Here is a 19,373-nt window from a genome sequence, read left to right on the forward strand (position 1 = left end):
CTTTACTTTATGGAGGATCGTTTTTTGTCCGATTTGAATTTATCTGCGAAAATTGCGGACGCCCTGTGCTATGCTGAACAGGTTTTGACAAAACAAACCTGTATCGTAAATCCAATCATTGAGAAGAACCATCAACGTGTCCTCAAAGCTTTCCAAGAGGCCAGAGTCTCAGCTTATAATCTGAACGGAACAACCGGCTACGGACTCGGCGATTCCGGGAGAGAAAAACTTGATACGGTGACCGCATCCATCATGGGTACTGAAAAAGCCATCATCAGGCACCAGTTTGTATCGGGTACCCATGCGATTGCATCAGCGCTCTTTGGTGTTCTCCGGCCTGGAGATCATTTTATTTCTGTTACCGGGATGCCATATGATACGCTTCAGCAGGTGATCGGAATTAAAAACAACATTTCCGGTAGCCTGGCTGACTGGGGCGTGTCCTTTAATATCCTGCCTTTGGATGCGGATAGTCAGATTCAAATGGAAAAACTGGCTGCGATGGTGAATCCGCAAACGAAGCTGTTTATCCTCCAGCGTTCCAAAGGCTATGAATGGAGAAACTCTGTTTCCATTGCCCAGATCAGTGAATTTGTTGGCTATGCCAAAACGCATTTTCCTGAGATTAATATCTTCGTCGATAATTGCTACGGCGAGCTTGTTGAGGATCGGGAACCCGGACATGTGGGCGTAGACCTGCTGGCAGGATCACTAATCAAGAATCTCGGAGGCACGCTGGCCCCGACAGGCGGCTACATTGCCGGCAGAGAAGATTTGGTCACGAAAGCCGCGGCCAGGTTTACCGCACCCGGCATCAATGCCGATGTGGGAGCAACCCTCGATAATCTTCGGCTCATGTACCAGGGACTGTACTTCAGCCCGCTGACGGTCAGTGAAGCGATCAAAGCTGCCGTTTTTTCCTCGGCCTTTTGGTCCAGACTGGGTTTTGAAGTCCATCCGGGTCCGGTGGATTTACGGACGGATATCATTCAGGCGGTAAAATTGAATTCCAAAGAAAAGATGCTGGCCTTTTGCCAGGGTCTCCAGAAAGGTTCGCCGATCGATTCGCATGTTCTGCCGCTGCCTTCGGAGATGCCAGGATATACGGACGAAGTGATCATGGCCGGAGGAACTTTCATTCAGGGAGCCACGAGCGAATTTTCTGCCGATGGTCCGATTAGAGCCCCTTATGCCGTCTATATGCAGGGCGCGATTTCTCATATCTATGTGAAGAACGCTAATATTTCAGCTGCGCAAATGCTTGAACAAAATCATCTGTTATAACGGTCTAAGCCAATAATGCGCCGGAAGCAGGGATCGTCAATATGGTAAGAATAAGACGCGATATGATGAACAATCCGTATAGCCAATTTCTTCAGGAAATCATTGAGATTATCCTGATCGTTTTTGCCTTGTCCTGGCTGCTAAAAACTTATCTGATCGGGTTTGCCCATCTTGAAGGAGCGGAAATGATGCCGACACTTTCGCTGGACAGCCAGGTGCTGGTTGAAAAATATTTTTACCGCAGCATTGACGCTTTGGACAGGGGAGATGTCATTCTCTATTCAGATAACGGTGTAGAGAGCATCAAACGGGTAATCGGCTTACCAGGTGAGAAAGTAGAAATTAAAAACGGTTATACGTATGTTAATAACAAACCAATTTACGAACCTTATGCCAATACACCAAAGACATATACATTTTCAACGGTTGTTGTGCCGGAAGACCATGTTTTTACGTTGAATGACAATCGGGCGAGTAAGAATGATTCCCGTTCATTCGGCAGTGTCCCGATTCAGAGCATAGAAGGCAAAGCCCTGTTCTGCTACTGGCCACTGAGCAGTGTTCAAATCCTGTAGGGCCATGTCGATCCATCATTTTAGATTGACAAGGTACTATTTTTACTTAACAAGATGTAAGGAACGGAACATATGAATAAGAATGATTAAGGGTAATTTTACCTGGAATCTATCGTAAAAAATAACCGGTAATTTAGACACGGTATGACTTGAAGGGAGTACAATCAAAATGAACAACAAAACGAAAGTGCTTGTTATCTTTGGCGGTCAATCGGGGGAACATGAAGTTTCGGTCATTTCTGCAGCTTCAGTCATCAAAGCGCTGCATGCTGACCGGTATGAGATTCAGACCATCGGGATCACCAAAGAAGGAAGCTGGTATTGGGGGGCAAGGCCGGAAGCGTGGAAGGAAGCCAAAGCCGATATCACGGACGGCGCCAAACAGGTTGCAGTCGTTTTAAACCCGCAAAAACCTTACTTTCAGGCTATAGACGGAAGCGAACTGCCGGATCAGGGCAGATGTGATATTATTTTTCCGGTCATGCATGGCCCCAAAGGGGAAGACGGTACGATTCAGGGACTTTTCGAAATGGCGGGGTTCCCCTATGTAGGTTCAGGTGTGCTGGGTTCTTCTCTCGGAATGGATAAAGACCGGATGAAGGCTGTTTTCAAAGAAGCCGGGCTGCCGATTGTACCTCACCTTACCTTGCTTCGAAGTGAAATCAATGCTGCACCCGAAGCAGCGGTGAAACGCATCTCAGACAGCATTGGTTTCCCATGTTTTATCAAACCAGCCAATCTCGGTTCCAGTGTCGGAATTTCCAAAGCTGAAGATGATAAGCAACTGCTGGAAGCTTTGATCTACGCAGCAAAATTTGACCGGAAAATTGTGATCGAAAAAGGTGTGAAGGCAAGAGAAGTTGAACTGAGCGTCCTTGGCAATGAAAGTGCCAAAGCCTCCATTCCCGGTGAAATCAAACCGGCCAAAGATTTTTATGATTATGAGGCTAAATACCTGGATAATAGCTCAGTACTGATCATTCCAGCCATATTGAGCCAGAAATTGATCGAACAGCTTCAGTCCCATGCAGTGACTGCCTTTGAGGCCGTCGGCGCTTCGGGGCTAAGCAGAGTTGATTTCTTCGTTACTGAAGACGAGCAAATCTTTATTAATGAAATCAATACGATGCCTGGCTTTACGCAAATTTCGATGTACCCAAAACTGTGGGAAGCCAGCGGCTTAAGTTACAGCCTACTTCTTGATGAACTGATCAGACTCGGATTCGAAAAATTCAGGGATGATGCCGACAGAAGACTTTCCTGAGCACATCTTCTAAAGGGAGTTAAGGGAGTCTATCCTTAATCAGGTGACCTCAAACAAGAATTTCTTCTTATCTGAAATTAAGATAATCATATAAAATGATATACAGGTAATACTTTAAGTCTTACCCGCCAAAAAAGGACGCAGCAGATAAATATTTCTGCTGCGCCCTCGCTTTCTCCCGCATATTATGTATCAGTGGATATCTCGGAACAGTCCGATCACTTTGCCGAGAATGGTTACGTGATCGGAATAAATCGGCTCCATATACTGATTCTCCGGCTGGAGCCGGATCTGGTTCTTTTCTTTGTAGAAACGCTTGACTGTGGCTCCGTCTTCCGGGCCGTCTGAGACTAAAGCAACAACAATATCGCCGTTGCTGGCATTCTGCTGTTGTCTGACCAGAATTAAATCATCGTCAAAAATACCGGCATCGATCATGCTTTCGCCCTGAACCTTGAGCATAAAGACCGTGTCCGATTTTACCATATCATACGGAACAGGGAAGGAATCCTCAATGTTTTCTATGGCTAGGATCGGTTCACCGGCGGCAACATGTCCGACTACCGGAACGTGAACGATTTTTCTGGAAGTATATTCGCCGAAGGAATCGAGGACTTCTATGGCCCTGGGCTTCGTAGGGTCTCGTCTGATATATCCTTTTTCTTCGAGAATGTTCAGATGATTATGCACAGTCGAACTTGATGAGAGCCCAACAGCTTCGCCTATTTCACGGACCGAAGGGGGATAACCTTTTAAGGCAATCTCCTTCTTGATAATATCCAAAATCTGCATTTGACGTGAGGACAGATCCGAAGTCATGACATCCCTCCTGATTATTTATTTTGAATCCATATTTGATCTAGCTAGATCGTAACATAAAAATTGGAAAAAAGCAAACAAATGTTCGTGATTTTTCTTGACACGAACATTTGTTCGTATTATAATCGAAATATAAATAGAACATATGTTTGATCTAATGGAGGTTGATGATCATGATTGCGGTATCCAGATCCTATATGCGTTATAGAAGAAATTCAACTAAAATTGTATTTGTATTGGGGCTGTGCCTAACAATTATTGCTGCACTTTTAATGTCTCTGGTGGTAAATTATCTAACTGCTGAAAATTCCAACCCTACATCATATAAGGCGATCATAATACAACAGGGAGATACGTTGTGGGAACTTGCTGCAGAATCCAACTACAGCAGTGATATCAGTGCACTGGTGGATAAAACCATGCGCTATAATAACCTACGCAGCACGTATATTGAACCAGGACAGGTGATCTATATTCCGGTTCGGTCATAATTTAGAATTTAGTTTATCATTAACGATAACGATCTTTCAATTCTTACGAACTTTAATTATGTCTCTATATTGTCTATATTTTAGTCTATATTTTAGTCTATATTTTAATATAACCTCCATATATACAACTATGGAGGTTATTGTCATATGAAACTCATTAAACAATTCAGAAAGACAATATGGCCTAATTCTATCATATTGATCATTTTTGTGATGATTGCTATCACCGCCATTATTGTCAAGCAAGTAGTTATCCATGATGAATCAAAATCAGACGCCTATAGCGATCTTTCACTTATATCTTCGGAAGTTGTTATTCATTTCCAGAAAGTAAAACCGGACTCATGGAAGGATTATGTGGCTATTATTCATGTTTGCGGTCCAACAGCAAATCACCTCGTTCAGCAGCTGGATAATGGAATTAACTTCAATAACCTTGACTGGTCCGAACTAAATAGTGAAGAATTCAAACAAGTAAAATACTGCCGTCATTTACTTGATCAGTATCTATTCTTTACCCCGGGAGAATATCAGTTCCCGCTTCAGGAATCTTCGCATTATACAGATACCTATGGTGCCGATAGGGAGGGGGGACAGCGAAAGCATGAAGGTACAGATATTTTTAATCAAAAGGGTACGCTAATATTCAGTGTATGCAATGGCACTCTTGAAAGAATTGGATGGAATAGGCTTGGTGGAGAAAGGGTCGGCGTAAGAGGCCAGGACGGAAACTATTATTACTATGCCCATCTGGACACGGTCAATGAAGCATTGGTTGTCGGGAACAGTATTTCCAAAGGAGAACTGATCGGAACAATGGGGAACACAGGTGATGCAATTACAACTCCTGATCATTTGCATTTCGGGATCGAACTGCCGAATGGCAAATGGATCAATCCATACTCTTGGTTAAAAGTCTGGGAATTTAACAGTCGTCTAAACAGATAGGAGATAGATCGGTATACAGCCAACCTAAGATTATTGCTACCTGTATTTTGAGATTTTTATAATTCACCAAAAAGGTTTGTTGATGGTGTAAGGTGTTATTTAAAACTATCTGGGTCCGATAATAAATATTATGTAAAGTAAAGTGTAATGCAAAGATGGGGTTATGCGTTTAGGTTTGTATTCAGCAATAAATCAGTAGCGATCGCACTGTTCCAGTGTTTTATATTTATTGTTTGTCATAAATATTATTCTTTGCTCTTGCTTGGATTCTTGTTTCACTCAGCTTCTGTTTATTTTATGACTTACTAAATTATATAGCTTATATTTTGTCGCCCGCATATCTTTTTCATAGCTTTTGTATTTTTCATATTCATCTCTGCTTTATCTGCCTGTTTTACTTTATCAGTTTTTTATTATTGTAATTTTATCGTATTAATTGCTGTTCTGTTTGCTTATTGTTTTTGCCCAAAAATGCTTCTGAATAGCAGCCTCATATTTGCCTTGTAAGGCATTAAAATATATTGGGTAAGGTATTTGTACCTTGGGATTTTTGTACGCTTATTTGAGTTAATCAATATCGAGGCAATTTTAGTTCTTTTGTGATTTGTAACCAGATTCTGGTCTAATTGCAACGCTTAAACTTTAGGATATAGTTTGATAATTTTCGTTAGATTAAATATAGAGTAATTTTAATCCTCATATAAACACGCCAGTCGATAGGATTAATTATTTCATCGTTATAGGTCAATTAGATAAATTATCAAAAAGGATATTATATTTTGATTAAGAGATCTCATTGTTTTAAGTTTCCCCTCTTTTATAAGTGATATATTTCACAAGTTCTTATTTTAATAATACTTCCTTTTCATCTGAATTTCAATATGTCTTTTTACTTTCAAATCTATATAAAAATGAAATTATTAATATTTTCCCTGGCTTATCAAAATAAAATAATATAAGGCCCCTGCCCTATCAAGTTTCCTTGTTATTTTCCTTTGAATAATTCACTTCTTTTATACGAATATTAAATTGACTTAGTTTCATTCACTGAAAGGAAGGGATTATTATGGATAATAATAAAAATAGAATCAAAGACAGAGAAAAAAGCAATGCTGAATTAAGAAAAATGAAACCAAAAGATAACGCAGATGTAGGAATTATTGACGGCAATAAAATTGGTGTACATGATGGCAAACATGAAAAGAGTAAATAATGCTCTTTCAAGAATCTTTTGGCTTTAGTTAGCTATTTTTATTACCTTAATGCTTTTTGCGTGTAATAAACAATGCCAATGGTACCTGGACCAACATGAAGACCAATGACCGGTCCGATAGCTATGATATCTATGTTAACTTTCAACTTATCTTTAATCGATTGTGCAAGTTCCTTTGCTTCGTCCAGGCAATCGATATGATGAATAATGATCTCTCCTAAACCATATTTGCTTATGTTATCCAGCATGATATTAATCATCGATAAAACTGCCTTTTTCTTCGTTCTTACTTTTGTTACAACGGTTGTTATGCCGTTTTCCACAGTCAGAATCGGAATAATCCCAAATAAATCACCAATTAAAGCACTGGCCCCACCAATTCTGCCGCCTTTTTTTAGGTATTTGAGATTTTCAGGAATGAATAAGAACCTACTTCTTTGAATATTTTCTAACGCTGCTTCTTTGACCCCCTCCAACGTTTTATTCGCTTTTGCTTCTCTTGCAGCCATAATGACCGCTAACCCTAACTGCATGGAATTTGACCTAGAATCAATGATCTCTATCCTGGCATTTTTATGCTTCTCTAATACCATCTCTTTCACTAATTGACCTGTTGAAAAGGTACCGCTCATTTCTGAAGATAAGAAAATACAGCAGAGGCTATCTCCCTTCTCGATTACCGCAAGCATTTCATTATATAACTCGCCAATAGAAGGCTGTGAAGATGTCGGAATTCCATAAGAAGCCATTTTTTTATAAAACAGATCGTTATCGATATCTGCTTCTCGTATACTGTCACTCCCAAATGAAAGGCTCAAAGATACCATTCTAATATTTAGTTCTTCTTTGATTTCCTTACTTATATAGCTTGTACTGTCAGTTAGAACCTGTACTGCCATCTGTTTATCTCACTTTCTTATTGGCCTATTTTCTATTTCGACAATTATTTTTCTTTTTTATCATATAATGTTAAACACCACTTGTCTATTATTGTTCAAAATACACTTCTAAAATACCTATTATTGTGAATACTACATCCATATAATTTTGCTTTTTAAGGGGGAATTCCGTTTGAAACATATTGAAGTATTTGGTACGGAAAAATTAGCTCGTTTACGTAAAGTCATTCTTCATAAGCCCCAACAGTCTCTGAATTTAGTCAATCCGGCAAATTATCAGGAATGCTTATTTAATTTTGTCCCTGATATTTTTCAATATCAGTTGGAACATGACCGGTATGCCGACCTTCTGCGCTCTCAAGGAATTGAGGTACTTAACCTTCAGGATTATGTACAGAAGAATAGAACGCTCATGGATTCTCTACCAAATTTACCCTATCTTAATGATACTTGCCTGATTACAAGTCAAGGAGCTATCCTCTCCAAGATGTGCCCCGGTAGCCGCGCAGGCGAAGAAACGGTTGTCGGAGAAGCTCTGGAGAATCTCGGCATTCCCATCTTTCATGCCTTTGAGGGTGAGGATCAATTTGAAGGGTGTCTGGCAATTTCGCCTGAAATTCTTTTTTTAGCGGATACTGAGCGGCATGCTCAAAAAACACTGGAAGAATTTTTTAATAAAGCACTCCATCTTTTTCCGCAGATCATCTATGCGGAGATTCCCCAGGAAAGACGGTATATGCACCCTGATATGATTTTTGGCAGAATCAGTGAAAGTCTAGCCTTAGCTTATTTGCCGGCTTTTTTGAAAACATATCTGATAACCGAAAAGCAGCGCACGGAAATTAATATACGGGATTATCTTGCTCGCCGGGAAATGGAACTTATTGATATTTCCGACCAAGAACAGCAGTTATGGGGCTGCAGTTTTGTTTCTGTGGATGCCAATATTCTCATCCATTATGATATTGCCTTAAATCTTAGGACTCAAAATGAGCTGAGCCGCAGAGGGGTGGAAATGATTCCCTTCCATCCTGAAGCCTTATTAGCTGGGGGAGGAAGTCTCCGCTGCCTGACTTTGCGCGTTTGGCGAGACTCTAATCTTTAACTAAAGACTTCTCAGAGCGTCAATCGGATTTAATTTACTGGCTCTTCTCGCAGGCATATAGCCAAAGATAATTCCGACGACAGCTGAAAACCCTACCGCTAAGATAACGGTGGATAATTGCATGGTGTAACCGACACCAATCAGGGTAGAAGCAATAAAGGCGATGACACTTCCCAAAATCAAGCCGATGAGCCCGCCAAAAATGGAGAGAAAGATCGATTCGATTAAAAATTGCACCTGGATTCTATTCGGGGTGGCTCCCAGGGCTTTGCGCAAACCGATTTCCGTCGTGCGCTCGGTAATCGATACCAGCATCATATTCATGATCCCAATCCCGCCTACAACCAGGGAAATAGCGGCAATTCCTCCTAAGAGCAGTGACATCATCCCCATCATAGACTGAAAAGAAGCAATAATATCTCCCATGTTAAACACAGAGTAAGCCTGATCGTTATAGTTAAAAGCAGCGTTTAAAACCCCTTTAATGTCCAATACCGTATCATCGGCTAAGCTTGTATCCACTAAAAAGACATCAAGAGCAGTGATATTTTTTACACCCAGACTGCGAAGTGCAGTCGTATACGGGATCACGATCGTGTCATTTGTGGAGGTGGCGCTAAAACCGCTTGATGGAGCCATTGTACCAATGATCTGATAAGTTGTCCCGTTGATGATCAGGTTTTTTCCAAGGGGGTCGACTCCATAAAAGAGTGCGGTTACAAGTTCCTGCCCGATAACGGCAACCTGGTTTTTACTCTGAATATCCAGGATATTGATGGCTCTGCCAGATTTGAGCAGACTTTTATTCGATTGAAAGTACACCTCATTTTTTCCCTGAACATTGATATCTTCTTTGACTTGGTCCTGGTAAACAATATTGGTTTTGGTTAACACAGTTGGTGATACGCCTTTGATATTTTTAAGGTGAGCAATGTTTTTCATATCATCCTCGTTTAGTCCTTGTTTCAGCGGAGTACCCATTGCATTGACCGTAATTTTATTAGCGCCGAGGGAGGTCACTTGTTGACTGATGCTGTTGGTCGCACCCTGAACAATGGTTATAAGGGCAATGATTGAGGCCACGCCAATGATAATACCCAGCATAGTTAAGAACGAGCGAAGTTTATTGGTGACGATGTTTTTCCAGGACATCCTGATACTTTCCCAAAGCATATCAAGCTCCCTCCCCCTCTGTTAAGTTTCCATCCAAAATATGAACAAGGCGTTTGGCGTGACGCGCAATATTTTGATCATGGGTTATCATAATGATGGTTCTGCCTTCATGATTTAATTTTTCGAAAAGATCCATGACCTGATTGCCGGTTTTTTGGTCCAAGGCTCCGGTTGGTTCATCTGCAAGCAGAATAGTCGGGTCGGTAACGATCGCCCGGGCGATGGCCACCCGTTGTTGTTGTCCGCCGGAAAGTTGATTGGGGAGGCTTTCTAGCTTGTCTTGAAGCCCAACACGCGTGAGAATGGCCTTGGAGCGTTTTAGGCGTTCCACGGGAGACAGACCGCTATAAATGAGTGGAAGCTCAACATTTTGCTGGGCAGTCATGCGCGGCAAAAGTTGAAAGTTTTGAAAAACGAAGCCAATCTCTTTGTTCCGTACTCTGGCCAATTCAACCTCATTCAAATCGTCGATATCGTTGCCGGATAGAAAATATTTGCCGGTTGACGGGACATCCAAACAGCCGATGATATTCATCAGCGTAGTTTTTCCTGAACCGGAGGGACCAAGAATGGATAAGGATTCGCCTGAACGGACAGTAAGATTGACATGATGCAAAACTTCAAGTTCTTCTTCTCCCATGAAGTAGCTTTTACAAACATCTTGCATCTTAAAGATTTCCGTCATTGATCTGGCCTCCTTGCATTCTGCCGCCAAAGGTCAAATTATTTGCTGTCGTTGTTTTGGGATAATAGATGGTTTCTCCTACGGCTACCCCTTTTTTGATTTCTACGGTTTGGCCGTCATTAACACCGGTAGTAATCTCCGTATGCACGACGGTATTGCGTTCCCCTTCTTTGAAGACGAAGGGCGTGTTGTTAGCGTCAAACTGGATCGCGGACATGGGCAAGGTAACCACTCCGACTGCTTTTTGATTTTGGATGGTTACTTCTGCCGTCATGCCGATGCGTAGACTTGGATCTTTATTAATGTCTACAGCTGCCGTAAAGTAGGTCACACCACCTGCAACCGTACCTTCTCTGGAAATACTGCAGATTGTTCCCTTCAGTTTTTTTTGAATAGCGGCAATTTCAATATTTGCTTCATTGCCTGTCTTTATGGCAGGGAGATCATATTCATCGACTTTGATACTAATTTGAAGGTTGTCATAATCAACGATGTCCATGAGAATTGTACCGGCCATGACCTGGGACCCCTCTTCCACGGTCAGGTTTGTTATTTCACCATTAATTTTGGCTTTTATCGCCTCACCGGTTGTTGTTTTAAGTAAGATATCTCCTTCTTTAACCGTATCTCCTTCTTGAAAATTAAGCTTTGTAACCTGCATTATTTTTTCTGACATGACGGTTTGACGGTTTTTTGTTTCGATATTTCCAGAAAATGTATAATTGGTCGTGATATCCCTCTTTTGGGCAGTTACACTATCATAGGAAAAAGGTTCTGGTCGTAAGAGGTAAGCCGACGCAGCACTAATAACGACAAGGGTGATCAAGCTATAAATCATCCATTTGCGAATTTTTGATTTTCTTTTTGTCTTCATTTCAGGTGCCTCCCGTTTAGCAAGTGCCTCCATTTATTTAGAAGCATTCAAATATTTAAATATTTTTTGTTCATTCGCTTAGTATGAGCGAAAAAGTTCAATTCAATTAATTCATTATGATTACATAATCGCCGCTCCTTACCATCCATGGTAGTGAGGTATAAGGCCATCTGTAAAAAAGGCAAGAACCATACAGTTGATTCTTGCCTTTTGCTTACTCGGTTTATATTTGTTTCCTCAGTTTATATAAATCTTCGGTTTTATCCTCTTTGCCATAATAATGGTTAGTACTGAACATCGGTTAAGCATAAACCTTTGGCTTGAGCCAAAGGTCCGGCTTCCCAACGTTTCCTTTCTTGTAAGATTTTTTCGACATCATTTGGCTGCAGCGTGCCCTTTCCTATTTCGAGCAGAGTTCCAACAATAATCCTGAGCATGTTCCATAAAAAGCTATTGCCGTTAAATTCGATTTTAATAAGGCCTTTATTTTCGTGAATCAAAATAGAATTGATCGTTTTTACCGTGGATTTATGACTGCGCTCATTGGTGAAGCTCTGAAAATCATGCGTTCCAATGAGCAGTCCCGCAGCGGTCTTCATTTGTTCCAGATCCAGCTTATCCGCTAAATGATAGGTGTATTTTCGGTTAAATACATCCCTGAATTTATTATTATTGATGGTATAAACATACGTTTTTGCTTTAACGTTATATCTGGCATGAAATCTTTCAGATACTTCTTCCATTGATTTTACAACAATATCTTCTGGCAAAAATTCATACAAATAGGCTAAGATTCTCTTAGTCTTAAAGGTAGAAGTTGTATGGAAATTAGCGATGTAATTTTCGGCGTGTACACCGGCATCTGTCCTTCCACAACCGATAATCTGAATCTTCTCCTCTGCCATTTTTGCTAAGACTGTTTCGATTTTACCTTGAATCGTCAGATCGGTATCTTTTTGTTTTTGCCAACCTTTATATTTGGTCCCATCATAGGCGATTGTCATTCTTAAATTTCTCATTTTGAGTCTGCCTTTCTATATTTTTGTAAGATGTCTTAATTATCCCTAGAATAACTTACTACAACGATCAACATAATAATAATAATAATAATGAAACAAAATAATTTGGAGGTGTATTCCATGTATGGCACTGTTAAGTGGTTCAACTCCGAAAAGGGATTTGGATTTATCGAGGGAGATGGCGGACAGGATGTGTTCGTTCATTTTTCATCCATTAAATCCCAAGGATATAAATCACTCAATGAAGGTCAAAAAGTACAATTTGATGTAGAAGAAGGACAACGCGGACTCCAGGCAACAAATGTAACGCTTTCTTAAAAAAATATCTTTATAATAGCACTGTTATTTTTATACGGTGCTATTTTTTGGGTTAGGGTACTCTTTTGGGGTAGGTCTCAGATGCGTTATTCAAAGCCTGAAGTGCTTGTTCTTCAGGCATATTCTCAATTAAGGCAGCACATTTGTTACATAGTATCTTTCCTTTACCTTGAAAAGCACGAATACTTCTTTCATCACTGCAAGCGTTACGGAATATCGGTACATTACATAATTCACATCGTTGAAATTCAGCATCCTGATGACCTTTAAGATAGCCTTGAGCATTACGTCGTCTTAATTTTTGATGTCTCATTTTTTCACTTCCACAAAAAAAGTTAATGTTATTTTATCCAAAATCCAAGTTCTTTAATAAGGGAAAAGAAAAAGGGTTCGGAATCGAACCTCTTAGCTTTGCTTTATTAATCTAAGTTCATTATAACATAAAAATATTTTCTTTACTATAACAGCCGGGCTTTCGTTAATCAATGAACATTCTAGTATGCCGACGATTATGTTATTTATTATTTTGTTATGTTTTTTGACAAGTCTTCCTTACTGGTATCTAAACACGAAATATTATCGATATCTAGAAGTGACAAATAATAAAAAGGTATTTTTTTAAAATTTAGGATAAGAATAATACTGTTCATCAAAAATAATAAAAAGGTATTTGAACTCTTGAACTAAGCATTACACGTGAGGTGACATTACATGAATAAAGATTCGCGAGACTTCAGTTTTTCTTTTAAGGCTCTCGGCTCTATTGCAGCCATTTTAACAGCTGGTTACGCCATAGGACATCACAAAGAGCAAAAGTCCGTAATAATACGCCGGGCAAGAAATCGAAGAATAATGCTGGCATCTTTGCCGCTAGCTTTATTAACTACCGGACCACTAACGCGTAAGTTAATTCAAAAAAATGTAGCAAAAGCCATTACTATTTTAACAACAGATGAATACGGCAAAAACGTCATGGAGCTATGGACTGCCATTCATCGGGCCGGTGTTCAAAACATTGTTGAAAACAACTTAAGGGCAACACAAGGGACAACGATTAACAGGCCAATTGGCAGTTCAAAAAGGTTTGACGGGTTCGATAATCTTATGTTTGTTCCACCTCAAATGACGATGCTCTCTAAATCAGGCGAGACCGCAGTTGATATGAAAGTGACACTGGGCCCTAAGGCAGCCAAGCCTCTTACAGTCAATATACCTCTTCTTATTTCTGGAATGGCTTATGGAATCGCTCTAAGTGAGCCCGCAAAAATAGCTTTAGCCAGGGGAGCAAAGCTAGCAGGGACAGCTACAAACTCCGGTGAAGGCCCCTATCTGAAAGAAGAACGCGACGAAGCGGATAAATATATTTTGCAAATTGCCAATTGGCCATGGGGCTTACGCACGGATCAAGAGATTGCTTCTGCGGACATGCTGGAAGTACATATTTCGCAAGGAGGGCAGAAAGGCGTCTTCTATGTAGCTCCGGATGAAATTAAAGGCAAAGCACGTAAACTCATGGGTTTATCCCGCAATCAAGGGATATCGGGTCTACCTGCTCCTCCAGGTGTACAAAGTGCCGCAGATTGGCCCATATTGGTCAATAACCTGCGTAATAAAGCGAATGGAATACCCATTGCTCTGAAATTGATGGCCACGGACAAAATTGAAGAAGATTTAGGTTTAGCTGTAGATGCAGGGTTTGATGTCATTGCAGTCGACGGAACGCAAGGCGGATCTCTTGTTTCCAACCCCACGATGCAGGATGACTTTGGAATTCCCAGTCTCCATGTGTTAGTCCGCGCGGTCCGTTACTTACAAAACCGCGGAATTCGAGAACAGATAAGTCTGATTGTATCTGGCGGCTATTTTAATCCTGGAAGCTGTTTAAAAGCACTTGCGCTTGGTGCTGATGCTATTTATCTGGGTACCGTCCCCTTATATGCCTTAGCCAACAAGCAGCATAAAAAAGTAATCCCCTGGGAACCTCCTACGGTCCTTGTTAGCTATGCATCGAAATATAACAAAAAGCTGAACATAAACTTAAGCGCTGAAAGGGTATCCAATGTCTTACGCTCTATGGCCGTCGAAATGGAACAAGCCATTCGTGGCTTGGGGAAAACTTCTATCAAAGAGCTAAGCCCTAGCGACTTAGTGGCGCTTGATACGTTCTCTGCTGAATTAACTGGGGTAAAAAGAGCCTATTAGTTTAATTATAAACCTAGAATTTGCTTGAATTCTTCTTTTAACTGTTTCTTAAACTGTAGATTAGGCTTCACGGTTACCTTGTTTTCGCGCAATTGAGGCAGAATCTTGAGGAACCCGTAGTCTTCTTTTTCAGCTGTTCCGATCATTTCCTTTACCTTATAAGATTTTCGCATATTCATCAATCCCCTCCCCCTCTTAAATATCTCGTTCACGATTAATTACCAATTCCGTATAGGCTTCGTTGTTATGACAGATGTTGTTCCAGATACTATCGATGATCATAGCATCGACCTGCTGAAACAGATACTTTTCGCTTTGAACGTAGATGATGGCGCATATCTCACTTCTAAAGAATAAGGGAACAGCCATGATTGATGCGTCGTCGCTGATCCTAAAGTCCTTATTAATAATCGATTCCTGAGCCAGCTCCTTTAATGTGGCTCTATTCACAATCGGTACTTTATGATATGAGGCAATCTCTTCAGATACAATCAGATAATCGCAGTGTGTCTTTCTAATAGTATATAGTTTAAATTGGATATTGATTACCTTTGTTATACTTTTAATAAAATATGGATCCGTAATTTCTTTTCCAATGTTTTTGATATCTTCAATCATTTCCATTATCGATGCGTTATTTAAGATTCTTAATATCCCCATCAAGGCAACACTGACTTCATTCAGCATGGCATTTTTAATAACGGCAGACTCAGACAATATAGCCTCCATGCTAAGCTCTCCGTAAGGTGTTTTAATGCCAATCGTTTTAAAACTTAGAAACGGCAGTTTAATCATTAATAACCATAATAAAATATATAAGACGATTCTTATCCCTTGAAATACGGGTGCTTGAAGAATTTGGGCAAAGACACCTAAATGATTTGTATTTATCCCTACAGGATTACTTAGAAATAACTCCTCACAGAAATAAAAGCCAATAAATATTGCGATCAGTGCGATGAATATCCCCCATATTTGTCTGGCATTTAACCGTTTTACCTGATAAAGTGTTTTAGACAAAAACGTTTCAAATGTGCCAAAGCATGTTATGATCACTGCTCCTAAAATGGTTCCTAAAACAGTACCACAAGCTATCCCTATTAAGATTCCGCATTTTGCAATCAAATTATTGTCCTCACTTTTGTCCGATTACAACATCAGTACCAATATATGGTAAGATATAGTCAAAAATTACTCCTTGTGGAATATTTTAAATAATTTCTAATATACAAATATATAAACAGCTCCTTCCAGGCAGTATCCTTAACACAGGATCCACTTCAGAAAGGAGCTGTTTGTTTAATACATTCACTTACAAAATGTACAATATTGTATTTTATTTGGTCTTATCAAATTCTATCAGTTTCTGAGCAAAATCACCATAAAATCTATACAGCGGATGCTTTGGATTAGCCGGCAGCTCCTGGCTTTCGTCATAAGCCAAAGTTGAAACTATCATTGAAGCTGCCGCTACAGCAGGCAGTACGCTTGGCGCCGCTTTGATCGGACCATAGAATAAGAAATCGCTCCACAGGACGGCCGATACTGCATGTACTGCAGCATTCATGGCGGAAAAGCCTTCCCCACCCCACATTTCCCGGCTTTCTTTCCACATATACGTCCCATTAGCAGGAGCTGATCCAACCGGCCAGCCGGTTTCCGCTTTGATTTGTTTACCTGCCAAGGCTGAAAAAGAAATAGACGGAAGATTCATGACTGTCGTATCGATCAAGACCGAGGCAAAATCTTTCGCTCCAATGGCTGTCAGCATTTCACGGCATGTATGTACCCTGCCGGAAGGAGTCTGGTTCGTTTCATCGAAGACCTGCAGGACCACGTGTTTAATTCCCAGCTCTTTTAATGCCGCTGCCTGGCCGATCATGTCTTTATCCCAGGGTGTAATGCTGTTATATAAAATTTTGTCCTGAATACCAAGACCGGCAGCATATTCTGCCGCATCAAGACGCGCTTTTTCTCCCCAAATGTCAATAGCAAAAGGGTGGTTGCTGATTGTAAGGTAAAAATCAATATATTCCTTCATCTCATCTGCGGAAACCGCTGTCAAAGCTACTATGGCAGGTATCCCTGTCTGATCGGACAGCTCTTCCTGCCTGAGAATGTATGAGCGGGCTTTTTCACGATCAAATTTCCTGTCACGGCGGCTTTCCAAAATACGGTCTCCGTTATGAAACATTGAGGATATAAGCAGAGGCGGATTATCTCCAGGTTGGCCACCGATAATCATGTCACAGATACGGAAAACTTTTGGTGTTAAGTCATATTTAAACATTTCTTCTCCAATATCTCTTTGGATGATTTAGCAAATCATATTATACCATAGATCATTGCAAATAACCATTATTTAACAGCAATTGCCAGATTGAGTGATTATTTAAAAATTAATTTGACTTGACTTTATTTATGATTTTCGTTATCTTAATAGAAGTTGAATATATTTATATAATCTTAGGTGCCCCACTAAGGGGAGAATAGGAAAATCGGTAATAATCCGATACGGACCCACCACTGTGTAGACGAGTCCTCGCTGATCCACTGGCGTATGCTGGGAAGGTGCGTTCAGGACGTTCGAGTCTGAGTCAGGAGGCCTGCCTAAGAGGTAAAAGTCTTTCCTGGGTAATGGAAAGCGGCGGTGATGACGGCAAAATCCCGACCACAAGCATATTTGTGGTGGGGTTTTATTTATTTTTTAATATTTAATTGGAGGTTTTTAAATGAGCAGCCTTACAAAATTTCATGGTTTGGAAAATCTGAAAAATGCGACTGAGCAGGAACTTGAAATTGCCTTGCAAGAACTGATGGGTGGAATCAAAGCGCTCAATCAGGAAGCCTTGGCAGGCATGAAAAGCCGTGTAGACGCGAAAATCAAGCCCCTCGGAAGCTTAGGTGTCTTAGAGGATATTGCACAACAGCTCGCAGGCATATTTGGCACCACGCATCCAAAAATCAATAAAAAAGCAGTCCTGCTTATGGCCGGAGATCATGGTGTTGTCGTCGAAGGCGTCAGTGCTGCACCTCAGGAAATCACGAAACAAATGTTCTATAGTTACCTGAATGGCGGTGCAGGTATCAATGTCCTCGCCCGGAATGCCGGAGCAGATGTTATCAGTACGGACATCGGCATTGCCACCCCGTTGGATGCTCCTGAGCTTATGGCCTACCGGGTTAAAAATGGAACAGACAATATGGCGAAAGGACCGGCAATGAGTCGTCAAGAGGCCATGCTTGCAATACTGACAGGTGCAAGAATTGCCGCCAATGCGATTGACTCTGGTGTTAATCTGTTAGCAACAGGTGAAGTCGGTATTGGCAATACAACACCGAGCGCCGCCTTGATCTCTGTGTTTACCGGTCACTCTGTTGAGGATGTTACCGGCCGCGGAACAGGCTTAAAAGATGATGCCCTGATTAATAAGCAAAACGTGATTAAATGCGCAATCGAAATTAATCAGTGTGACCCTGCCGCGCCAATTGACACCCTGGCTAAAATCGGCGGACTCGAAATTGCTGCGCTCGTTGGAGCAATCCTCGAAGCTTCCTATCAACATGTACCGATTATCCTCGACGGCATCATTTCATCTGCTGCAGCAATAACCGCAGCAAAACTAGCACCCCTGTCCACTTCCTATATGATTGCTTCTCATAGTTCAGAAGAGCTTGGACAGCATCTAGCGCTTCATCAGCTTGGGCTTAAACCCAGACTTGACTTCCATATGAGACTTGGAGAAGGCACAGGTGCCGCCCTAATGTTCCCGATGGTGGAGGCAGCCCTTAAAGTCGCTGATGAAATGGCTACATTTGAACAAGCTGCAGTTACCACCGGAGACTTCTAAAATCTGCAAAGAAAGATAAAAAAGACATGTACGGCATAATCCGTGCATGTCTTTTTTGCATAATCATCGATAATGGAAACTCTTGATAGTTTAATTAGATCCCAATCTTTTGCATCAGCTTGTCACTTGCTAATACAAAATTCTTGCCGATAGCTGTCTGCATAAACGCCTGAAAAAGAATTCCGAGGTTTGCAGGGATAAGGATCACTTCGATCAACGGATATACGTTAATTTGAGATGCGATCCATCTGGCAGCTAATGACAACCCGGTAAAGAAAACCATGGAAAAAAACAGACAGCGCCGGTAGCTGGAACAATGAGAACCGCCGGTAAACACCCGTAAAGCCAAAGCAGAAAACATTATCACGAACGTATACACAATGGTACCGAATATTGCAGATACCCCTACGGTTAGAACTAATTCAATCATTACCCCAAGAAGCAAGGCTAAACTATATTCTATTTTCACTTTATGGACGGCGTCCATTTCTTCACCTTTTACCATACGATTTGTCAAATGATGTGCAACACCCTCGAGATCAAACAATTGTTCACCCATCCTCCAGTCTTTGTTTTAGAAAATGATAAGATCAATTACCTTTCTGTGGATAATGTAGAAAATATAGCCATCTAAATATAATATAATTCTATGT

General features: G+C 40.8%; 21 protein-coding genes and 1 riboswitch. Of the genes, 10 read left to right on the forward strand and 11 right to left on the reverse strand.

The annotated features are described in order from the left end of the window. The first annotated feature begins 9 nt into the window (after positions 1 to 9). The 3 genes from AAH944_RS07180 (at position 10) to AAH944_RS07190 (ending at position 3,123) form a co-directional block, all read left to right on the forward strand. A complete protein-coding gene (locus AAH944_RS07180) occupies positions 10 to 1,284 on the forward strand; it encodes an aminotransferase class I/II-fold pyridoxal phosphate-dependent enzyme (protein WP_415537627.1) in 1,275 nt (424 codons plus the stop codon). Between the two features lie 41 nt (positions 1,285 to 1,325). Beyond that, positions 1,326 to 1,859 carry a signal peptidase I gene (gene lepB, locus AAH944_RS07185; RefSeq protein WP_415537629.1) on the forward strand — a complete coding sequence of 178 codons (534 nt, stop codon included), beginning with the start codon at positions 1,326 to 1,328 and terminating at the stop codon, positions 1,857 to 1,859. A gap of 169 nt (positions 1,860 to 2,028) precedes the next feature. Next, positions 2,029 to 3,123 (forward strand): D-alanine--D-alanine ligase family protein, encoded by a 1,095-nt coding sequence (locus AAH944_RS07190; RefSeq protein WP_415537631.1) that lies wholly within the window; start codon positions 2,029 to 2,031, stop codon positions 3,121 to 3,123. A gap of 192 nt (positions 3,124 to 3,315) precedes the next feature. Here AAH944_RS07190 and lexA read toward each other — a convergent pair whose 3' ends face one another. Further along, positions 3,316 to 3,942, reverse strand: coding sequence for a transcriptional repressor LexA (lexA, locus tag AAH944_RS07195; RefSeq protein WP_415537633.1), 627 nt, complete (start codon positions 3,940 to 3,942; stop codon positions 3,316 to 3,318). Between the two features lie 173 nt (positions 3,943 to 4,115). Here lexA and AAH944_RS07200 point away from each other — a divergent pair, with 173 nt between their 5' ends. The 3 genes from AAH944_RS07200 (at position 4,116) to AAH944_RS07210 (ending at position 6,594) form a co-directional block, all read left to right on the forward strand. Next, complete coding sequence (locus AAH944_RS07200; protein ID WP_415537635.1) at positions 4,116 to 4,433, forward strand: LysM peptidoglycan-binding domain-containing protein; 318 nt, start codon at positions 4,116 to 4,118, stop codon at positions 4,431 to 4,433. Between the two features lie 147 nt (positions 4,434 to 4,580). Next, positions 4,581 to 5,381 (forward strand): M23 family metallopeptidase, encoded by an 801-nt coding sequence (locus AAH944_RS07205; RefSeq protein ID WP_415537637.1) that lies wholly within the window; start codon positions 4,581 to 4,583, stop codon positions 5,379 to 5,381. A 1,066-nt stretch (positions 5,382 to 6,447) separates the two neighbouring features. Further along, positions 6,448 to 6,594 carry a hypothetical protein gene (locus AAH944_RS07210; protein WP_015042691.1) on the forward strand — a complete coding sequence of 49 codons (147 nt, stop codon included), beginning with the start codon at positions 6,448 to 6,450 and terminating at the stop codon, positions 6,592 to 6,594. A 41-nt stretch (positions 6,595 to 6,635) separates the two neighbouring features. Here the strand turns inward: AAH944_RS07210 and AAH944_RS07215 are convergent, their stop codons facing one another. Beyond that, positions 6,636 to 7,493: a DegV family protein gene (locus AAH944_RS07215; protein ID WP_415537639.1), complete on the reverse strand. Its 858-nt coding sequence runs from the start codon at positions 7,491 to 7,493 to the stop codon at positions 6,636 to 6,638. 172 nt (positions 7,494 to 7,665) lie between these two features. On the opposite strand from AAH944_RS07215, the gene AAH944_RS07220 reads away from it, so the two are divergent. Next, positions 7,666 to 8,598 carry an arginine deiminase family protein gene (locus AAH944_RS07220; protein ID WP_415537641.1) on the forward strand — a complete coding sequence of 311 codons (933 nt, stop codon included), beginning with the start codon at positions 7,666 to 7,668 and terminating at the stop codon, positions 8,596 to 8,598. Here AAH944_RS07220 and AAH944_RS07225 read toward each other — a convergent pair whose 3' ends face one another. From AAH944_RS07225 to truA, 4 genes are all read right to left on the reverse strand, one after another. After that, a complete protein-coding gene (locus tag AAH944_RS07225; RefSeq protein ID WP_415537643.1) occupies positions 8,599 to 9,771 on the reverse strand; it encodes an ABC transporter permease in 1,173 nt (390 codons plus the stop codon). 1 nt (position 9,772) lies between these two features. Next, entirely contained in the window at positions 9,773 to 10,456 is a 684-nt protein-coding gene (locus AAH944_RS07230) for an ABC transporter ATP-binding protein (protein ID WP_415537645.1), read from the reverse strand. Next, positions 10,440 to 11,330 (reverse strand): efflux RND transporter periplasmic adaptor subunit, encoded by an 891-nt coding sequence (locus tag AAH944_RS07235; protein WP_415537647.1) that lies wholly within the window; start codon positions 11,328 to 11,330, stop codon positions 10,440 to 10,442. The genes AAH944_RS07230 and AAH944_RS07235 overlap by 17 nt, the downstream gene beginning before the upstream one ends. A 284-nt stretch (positions 11,331 to 11,614) precedes the next feature. Further along, entirely contained in the window at positions 11,615 to 12,349 is a 735-nt protein-coding gene (gene truA / locus AAH944_RS07240) for a tRNA pseudouridine(38-40) synthase TruA (RefSeq protein WP_415537649.1), read from the reverse strand. A 120-nt stretch (positions 12,350 to 12,469) separates the two neighbouring features. Between truA and AAH944_RS07245 the strand changes: the two genes are divergently transcribed. Further along, entirely contained in the window at positions 12,470 to 12,667 is a 198-nt protein-coding gene (locus AAH944_RS07245) for a cold-shock protein (protein WP_415537651.1), read from the forward strand. Between the two features lie 52 nt (positions 12,668 to 12,719). Here AAH944_RS07245 and AAH944_RS07250 read toward each other — a convergent pair whose 3' ends face one another. Beyond that, complete coding sequence (locus tag AAH944_RS07250) at positions 12,720 to 12,980, reverse strand: hypothetical protein (RefSeq protein ID WP_415537652.1); 261 nt, start codon at positions 12,978 to 12,980, stop codon at positions 12,720 to 12,722. 398 nt (positions 12,981 to 13,378) lie between these two features. Here AAH944_RS07250 and AAH944_RS07255 point away from each other — a divergent pair, with 398 nt between their 5' ends. Continuing rightward, entirely contained in the window at positions 13,379 to 14,869 is a 1,491-nt protein-coding gene (locus tag AAH944_RS07255; protein ID WP_415537654.1) for an FMN-binding glutamate synthase family protein, read from the forward strand. Between the two features lie 5 nt (positions 14,870 to 14,874). On the opposite strand, the gene AAH944_RS07260 is transcribed toward AAH944_RS07255, so the two are convergent. From AAH944_RS07260 to AAH944_RS07270, 3 genes are all read right to left on the reverse strand, one after another. Further along, the gene (locus tag AAH944_RS07260) at positions 14,875 to 15,048 is read right to left on the reverse strand and encodes a hypothetical protein (RefSeq protein WP_415537656.1); all 174 of its coding nucleotides are present in this window, start codon (positions 15,046 to 15,048) and stop codon (positions 14,875 to 14,877) included. Between the two features lie 16 nt (positions 15,049 to 15,064). Next, a complete protein-coding gene (locus tag AAH944_RS07265; RefSeq protein ID WP_415537658.1) occupies positions 15,065 to 15,994 on the reverse strand; it encodes a hypothetical protein in 930 nt (309 codons plus the stop codon). Positions 15,995 to 16,205: 211 nt separating this feature from the next. Further along, positions 16,206 to 17,159 carry a tetrahydromethanopterin S-methyltransferase subunit H family protein gene (locus AAH944_RS07270; RefSeq protein WP_415537660.1) on the reverse strand — a complete coding sequence of 318 codons (954 nt, stop codon included), beginning with the start codon at positions 17,157 to 17,159 and terminating at the stop codon, positions 16,206 to 16,208. A 161-nt stretch (positions 17,160 to 17,320) separates the two neighbouring features. Then, a riboswitch (cobalamin riboswitch) is annotated at positions 17,321 to 17,498 on the forward strand. Positions 17,499 to 17,601: 103 nt separating this feature from the next. Here AAH944_RS07270 and cobT point away from each other — a divergent pair. Then, complete coding sequence (gene cobT / locus AAH944_RS07275) at positions 17,602 to 18,720, forward strand: nicotinate-nucleotide--dimethylbenzimidazole phosphoribosyltransferase (RefSeq protein ID WP_415537662.1); 1,119 nt, start codon at positions 17,602 to 17,604, stop codon at positions 18,718 to 18,720. Positions 18,721 to 18,814: 94 nt separating this feature from the next. On the opposite strand, the gene AAH944_RS07280 is transcribed toward cobT, so the two are convergent. Continuing rightward, positions 18,815 to 19,279 carry an accessory gene regulator B family protein gene (locus tag AAH944_RS07280; protein ID WP_415537664.1) on the reverse strand — a complete coding sequence of 155 codons (465 nt, stop codon included), beginning with the start codon at positions 19,277 to 19,279 and terminating at the stop codon, positions 18,815 to 18,817. Between the last annotated feature and the right edge of the window lie 94 nt (positions 19,280 to 19,373).

The sequence above is a fragment of the Dehalobacter sp. CP genome (assembly GCF_047652685.1).
GTDB lineage: Bacteria > Bacillota > Desulfitobacteriia > Desulfitobacteriales > Syntrophobotulaceae > Dehalobacter.

What these genes read in the sequence shown, in the direction of transcription:
- AAH944_RS07225 (WP_415537643.1), bottom strand. Translation starts at nt 9,771, where the DNA reads ATGCTTTGGGAAAGTATCAGGATGTCCTGGAAAAACATCGTCACCAAT.
- AAH944_RS07210 (WP_015042691.1), top strand. Translation starts at nt 6,448, where the DNA reads ATGGATAATAATAAAAATAGAATCAAAGACAGAGAAAAAAGCAATGCT.
- AAH944_RS07215 (WP_415537639.1), bottom strand. Translation starts at nt 7,493, where the DNA reads ATGGCAGTACAGGTTCTAACTGACAGTACAAGCTATATAAGTAAGGAA.
- AAH944_RS07205 (WP_415537637.1), top strand. Translation starts at nt 4,581, where the DNA reads ATGAAACTCATTAAACAATTCAGAAAGACAATATGGCCTAATTCTATC.
- AAH944_RS07280 (WP_415537664.1), bottom strand. Translation starts at nt 19,279, where the DNA reads ATGGGTGAACAATTGTTTGATCTCGAGGGTGTTGCACATCATTTGACA.
- AAH944_RS07255 (WP_415537654.1), top strand. Translation starts at nt 13,379, where the DNA reads ATGAATAAAGATTCGCGAGACTTCAGTTTTTCTTTTAAGGCTCTCGGC.
- AAH944_RS07235 (WP_415537647.1), bottom strand. Translation starts at nt 11,330, where the DNA reads ATGAAGACAAAAAGAAAATCAAAAATTCGCAAATGGATGATTTATAGC.
- AAH944_RS07190 (WP_415537631.1), top strand. Translation starts at nt 2,029, where the DNA reads ATGAACAACAAAACGAAAGTGCTTGTTATCTTTGGCGGTCAATCGGGG.
- AAH944_RS07200 (WP_415537635.1), top strand. Translation starts at nt 4,116, where the DNA reads ATGATTGCGGTATCCAGATCCTATATGCGTTATAGAAGAAATTCAACT.
- AAH944_RS07250 (WP_415537652.1), bottom strand. Translation starts at nt 12,980, where the DNA reads ATGAGACATCAAAAATTAAGACGACGTAATGCTCAAGGCTATCTTAAA.
- AAH944_RS07230 (WP_415537645.1), bottom strand. Translation starts at nt 10,456, where the DNA reads ATGACGGAAATCTTTAAGATGCAAGATGTTTGTAAAAGCTACTTCATG.
- AAH944_RS07245 (WP_415537651.1), top strand. Translation starts at nt 12,470, where the DNA reads ATGTATGGCACTGTTAAGTGGTTCAACTCCGAAAAGGGATTTGGATTT.
- truA (WP_415537649.1), bottom strand. Translation starts at nt 12,349, where the DNA reads ATGAGAAATTTAAGAATGACAATCGCCTATGATGGGACCAAATATAAA.
- AAH944_RS07270 (WP_415537660.1), bottom strand. Translation starts at nt 17,159, where the DNA reads ATGTTTAAATATGACTTAACACCAAAAGTTTTCCGTATCTGTGACATG.
- AAH944_RS07180 (WP_415537627.1), top strand. Translation starts at nt 10, where the DNA reads ATGGAGGATCGTTTTTTGTCCGATTTGAATTTATCTGCGAAAATTGCG.
- lepB (WP_415537629.1), top strand. Translation starts at nt 1,326, where the DNA reads ATGGTAAGAATAAGACGCGATATGATGAACAATCCGTATAGCCAATTT.
- cobT (WP_415537662.1), top strand. Translation starts at nt 17,602, where the DNA reads ATGAGCAGCCTTACAAAATTTCATGGTTTGGAAAATCTGAAAAATGCG.
- AAH944_RS07260 (WP_415537656.1), bottom strand. Translation starts at nt 15,048, where the DNA reads ATGAATATGCGAAAATCTTATAAGGTAAAGGAAATGATCGGAACAGCT.
- lexA (WP_415537633.1), bottom strand. Translation starts at nt 3,942, where the DNA reads ATGACTTCGGATCTGTCCTCACGTCAAATGCAGATTTTGGATATTATC.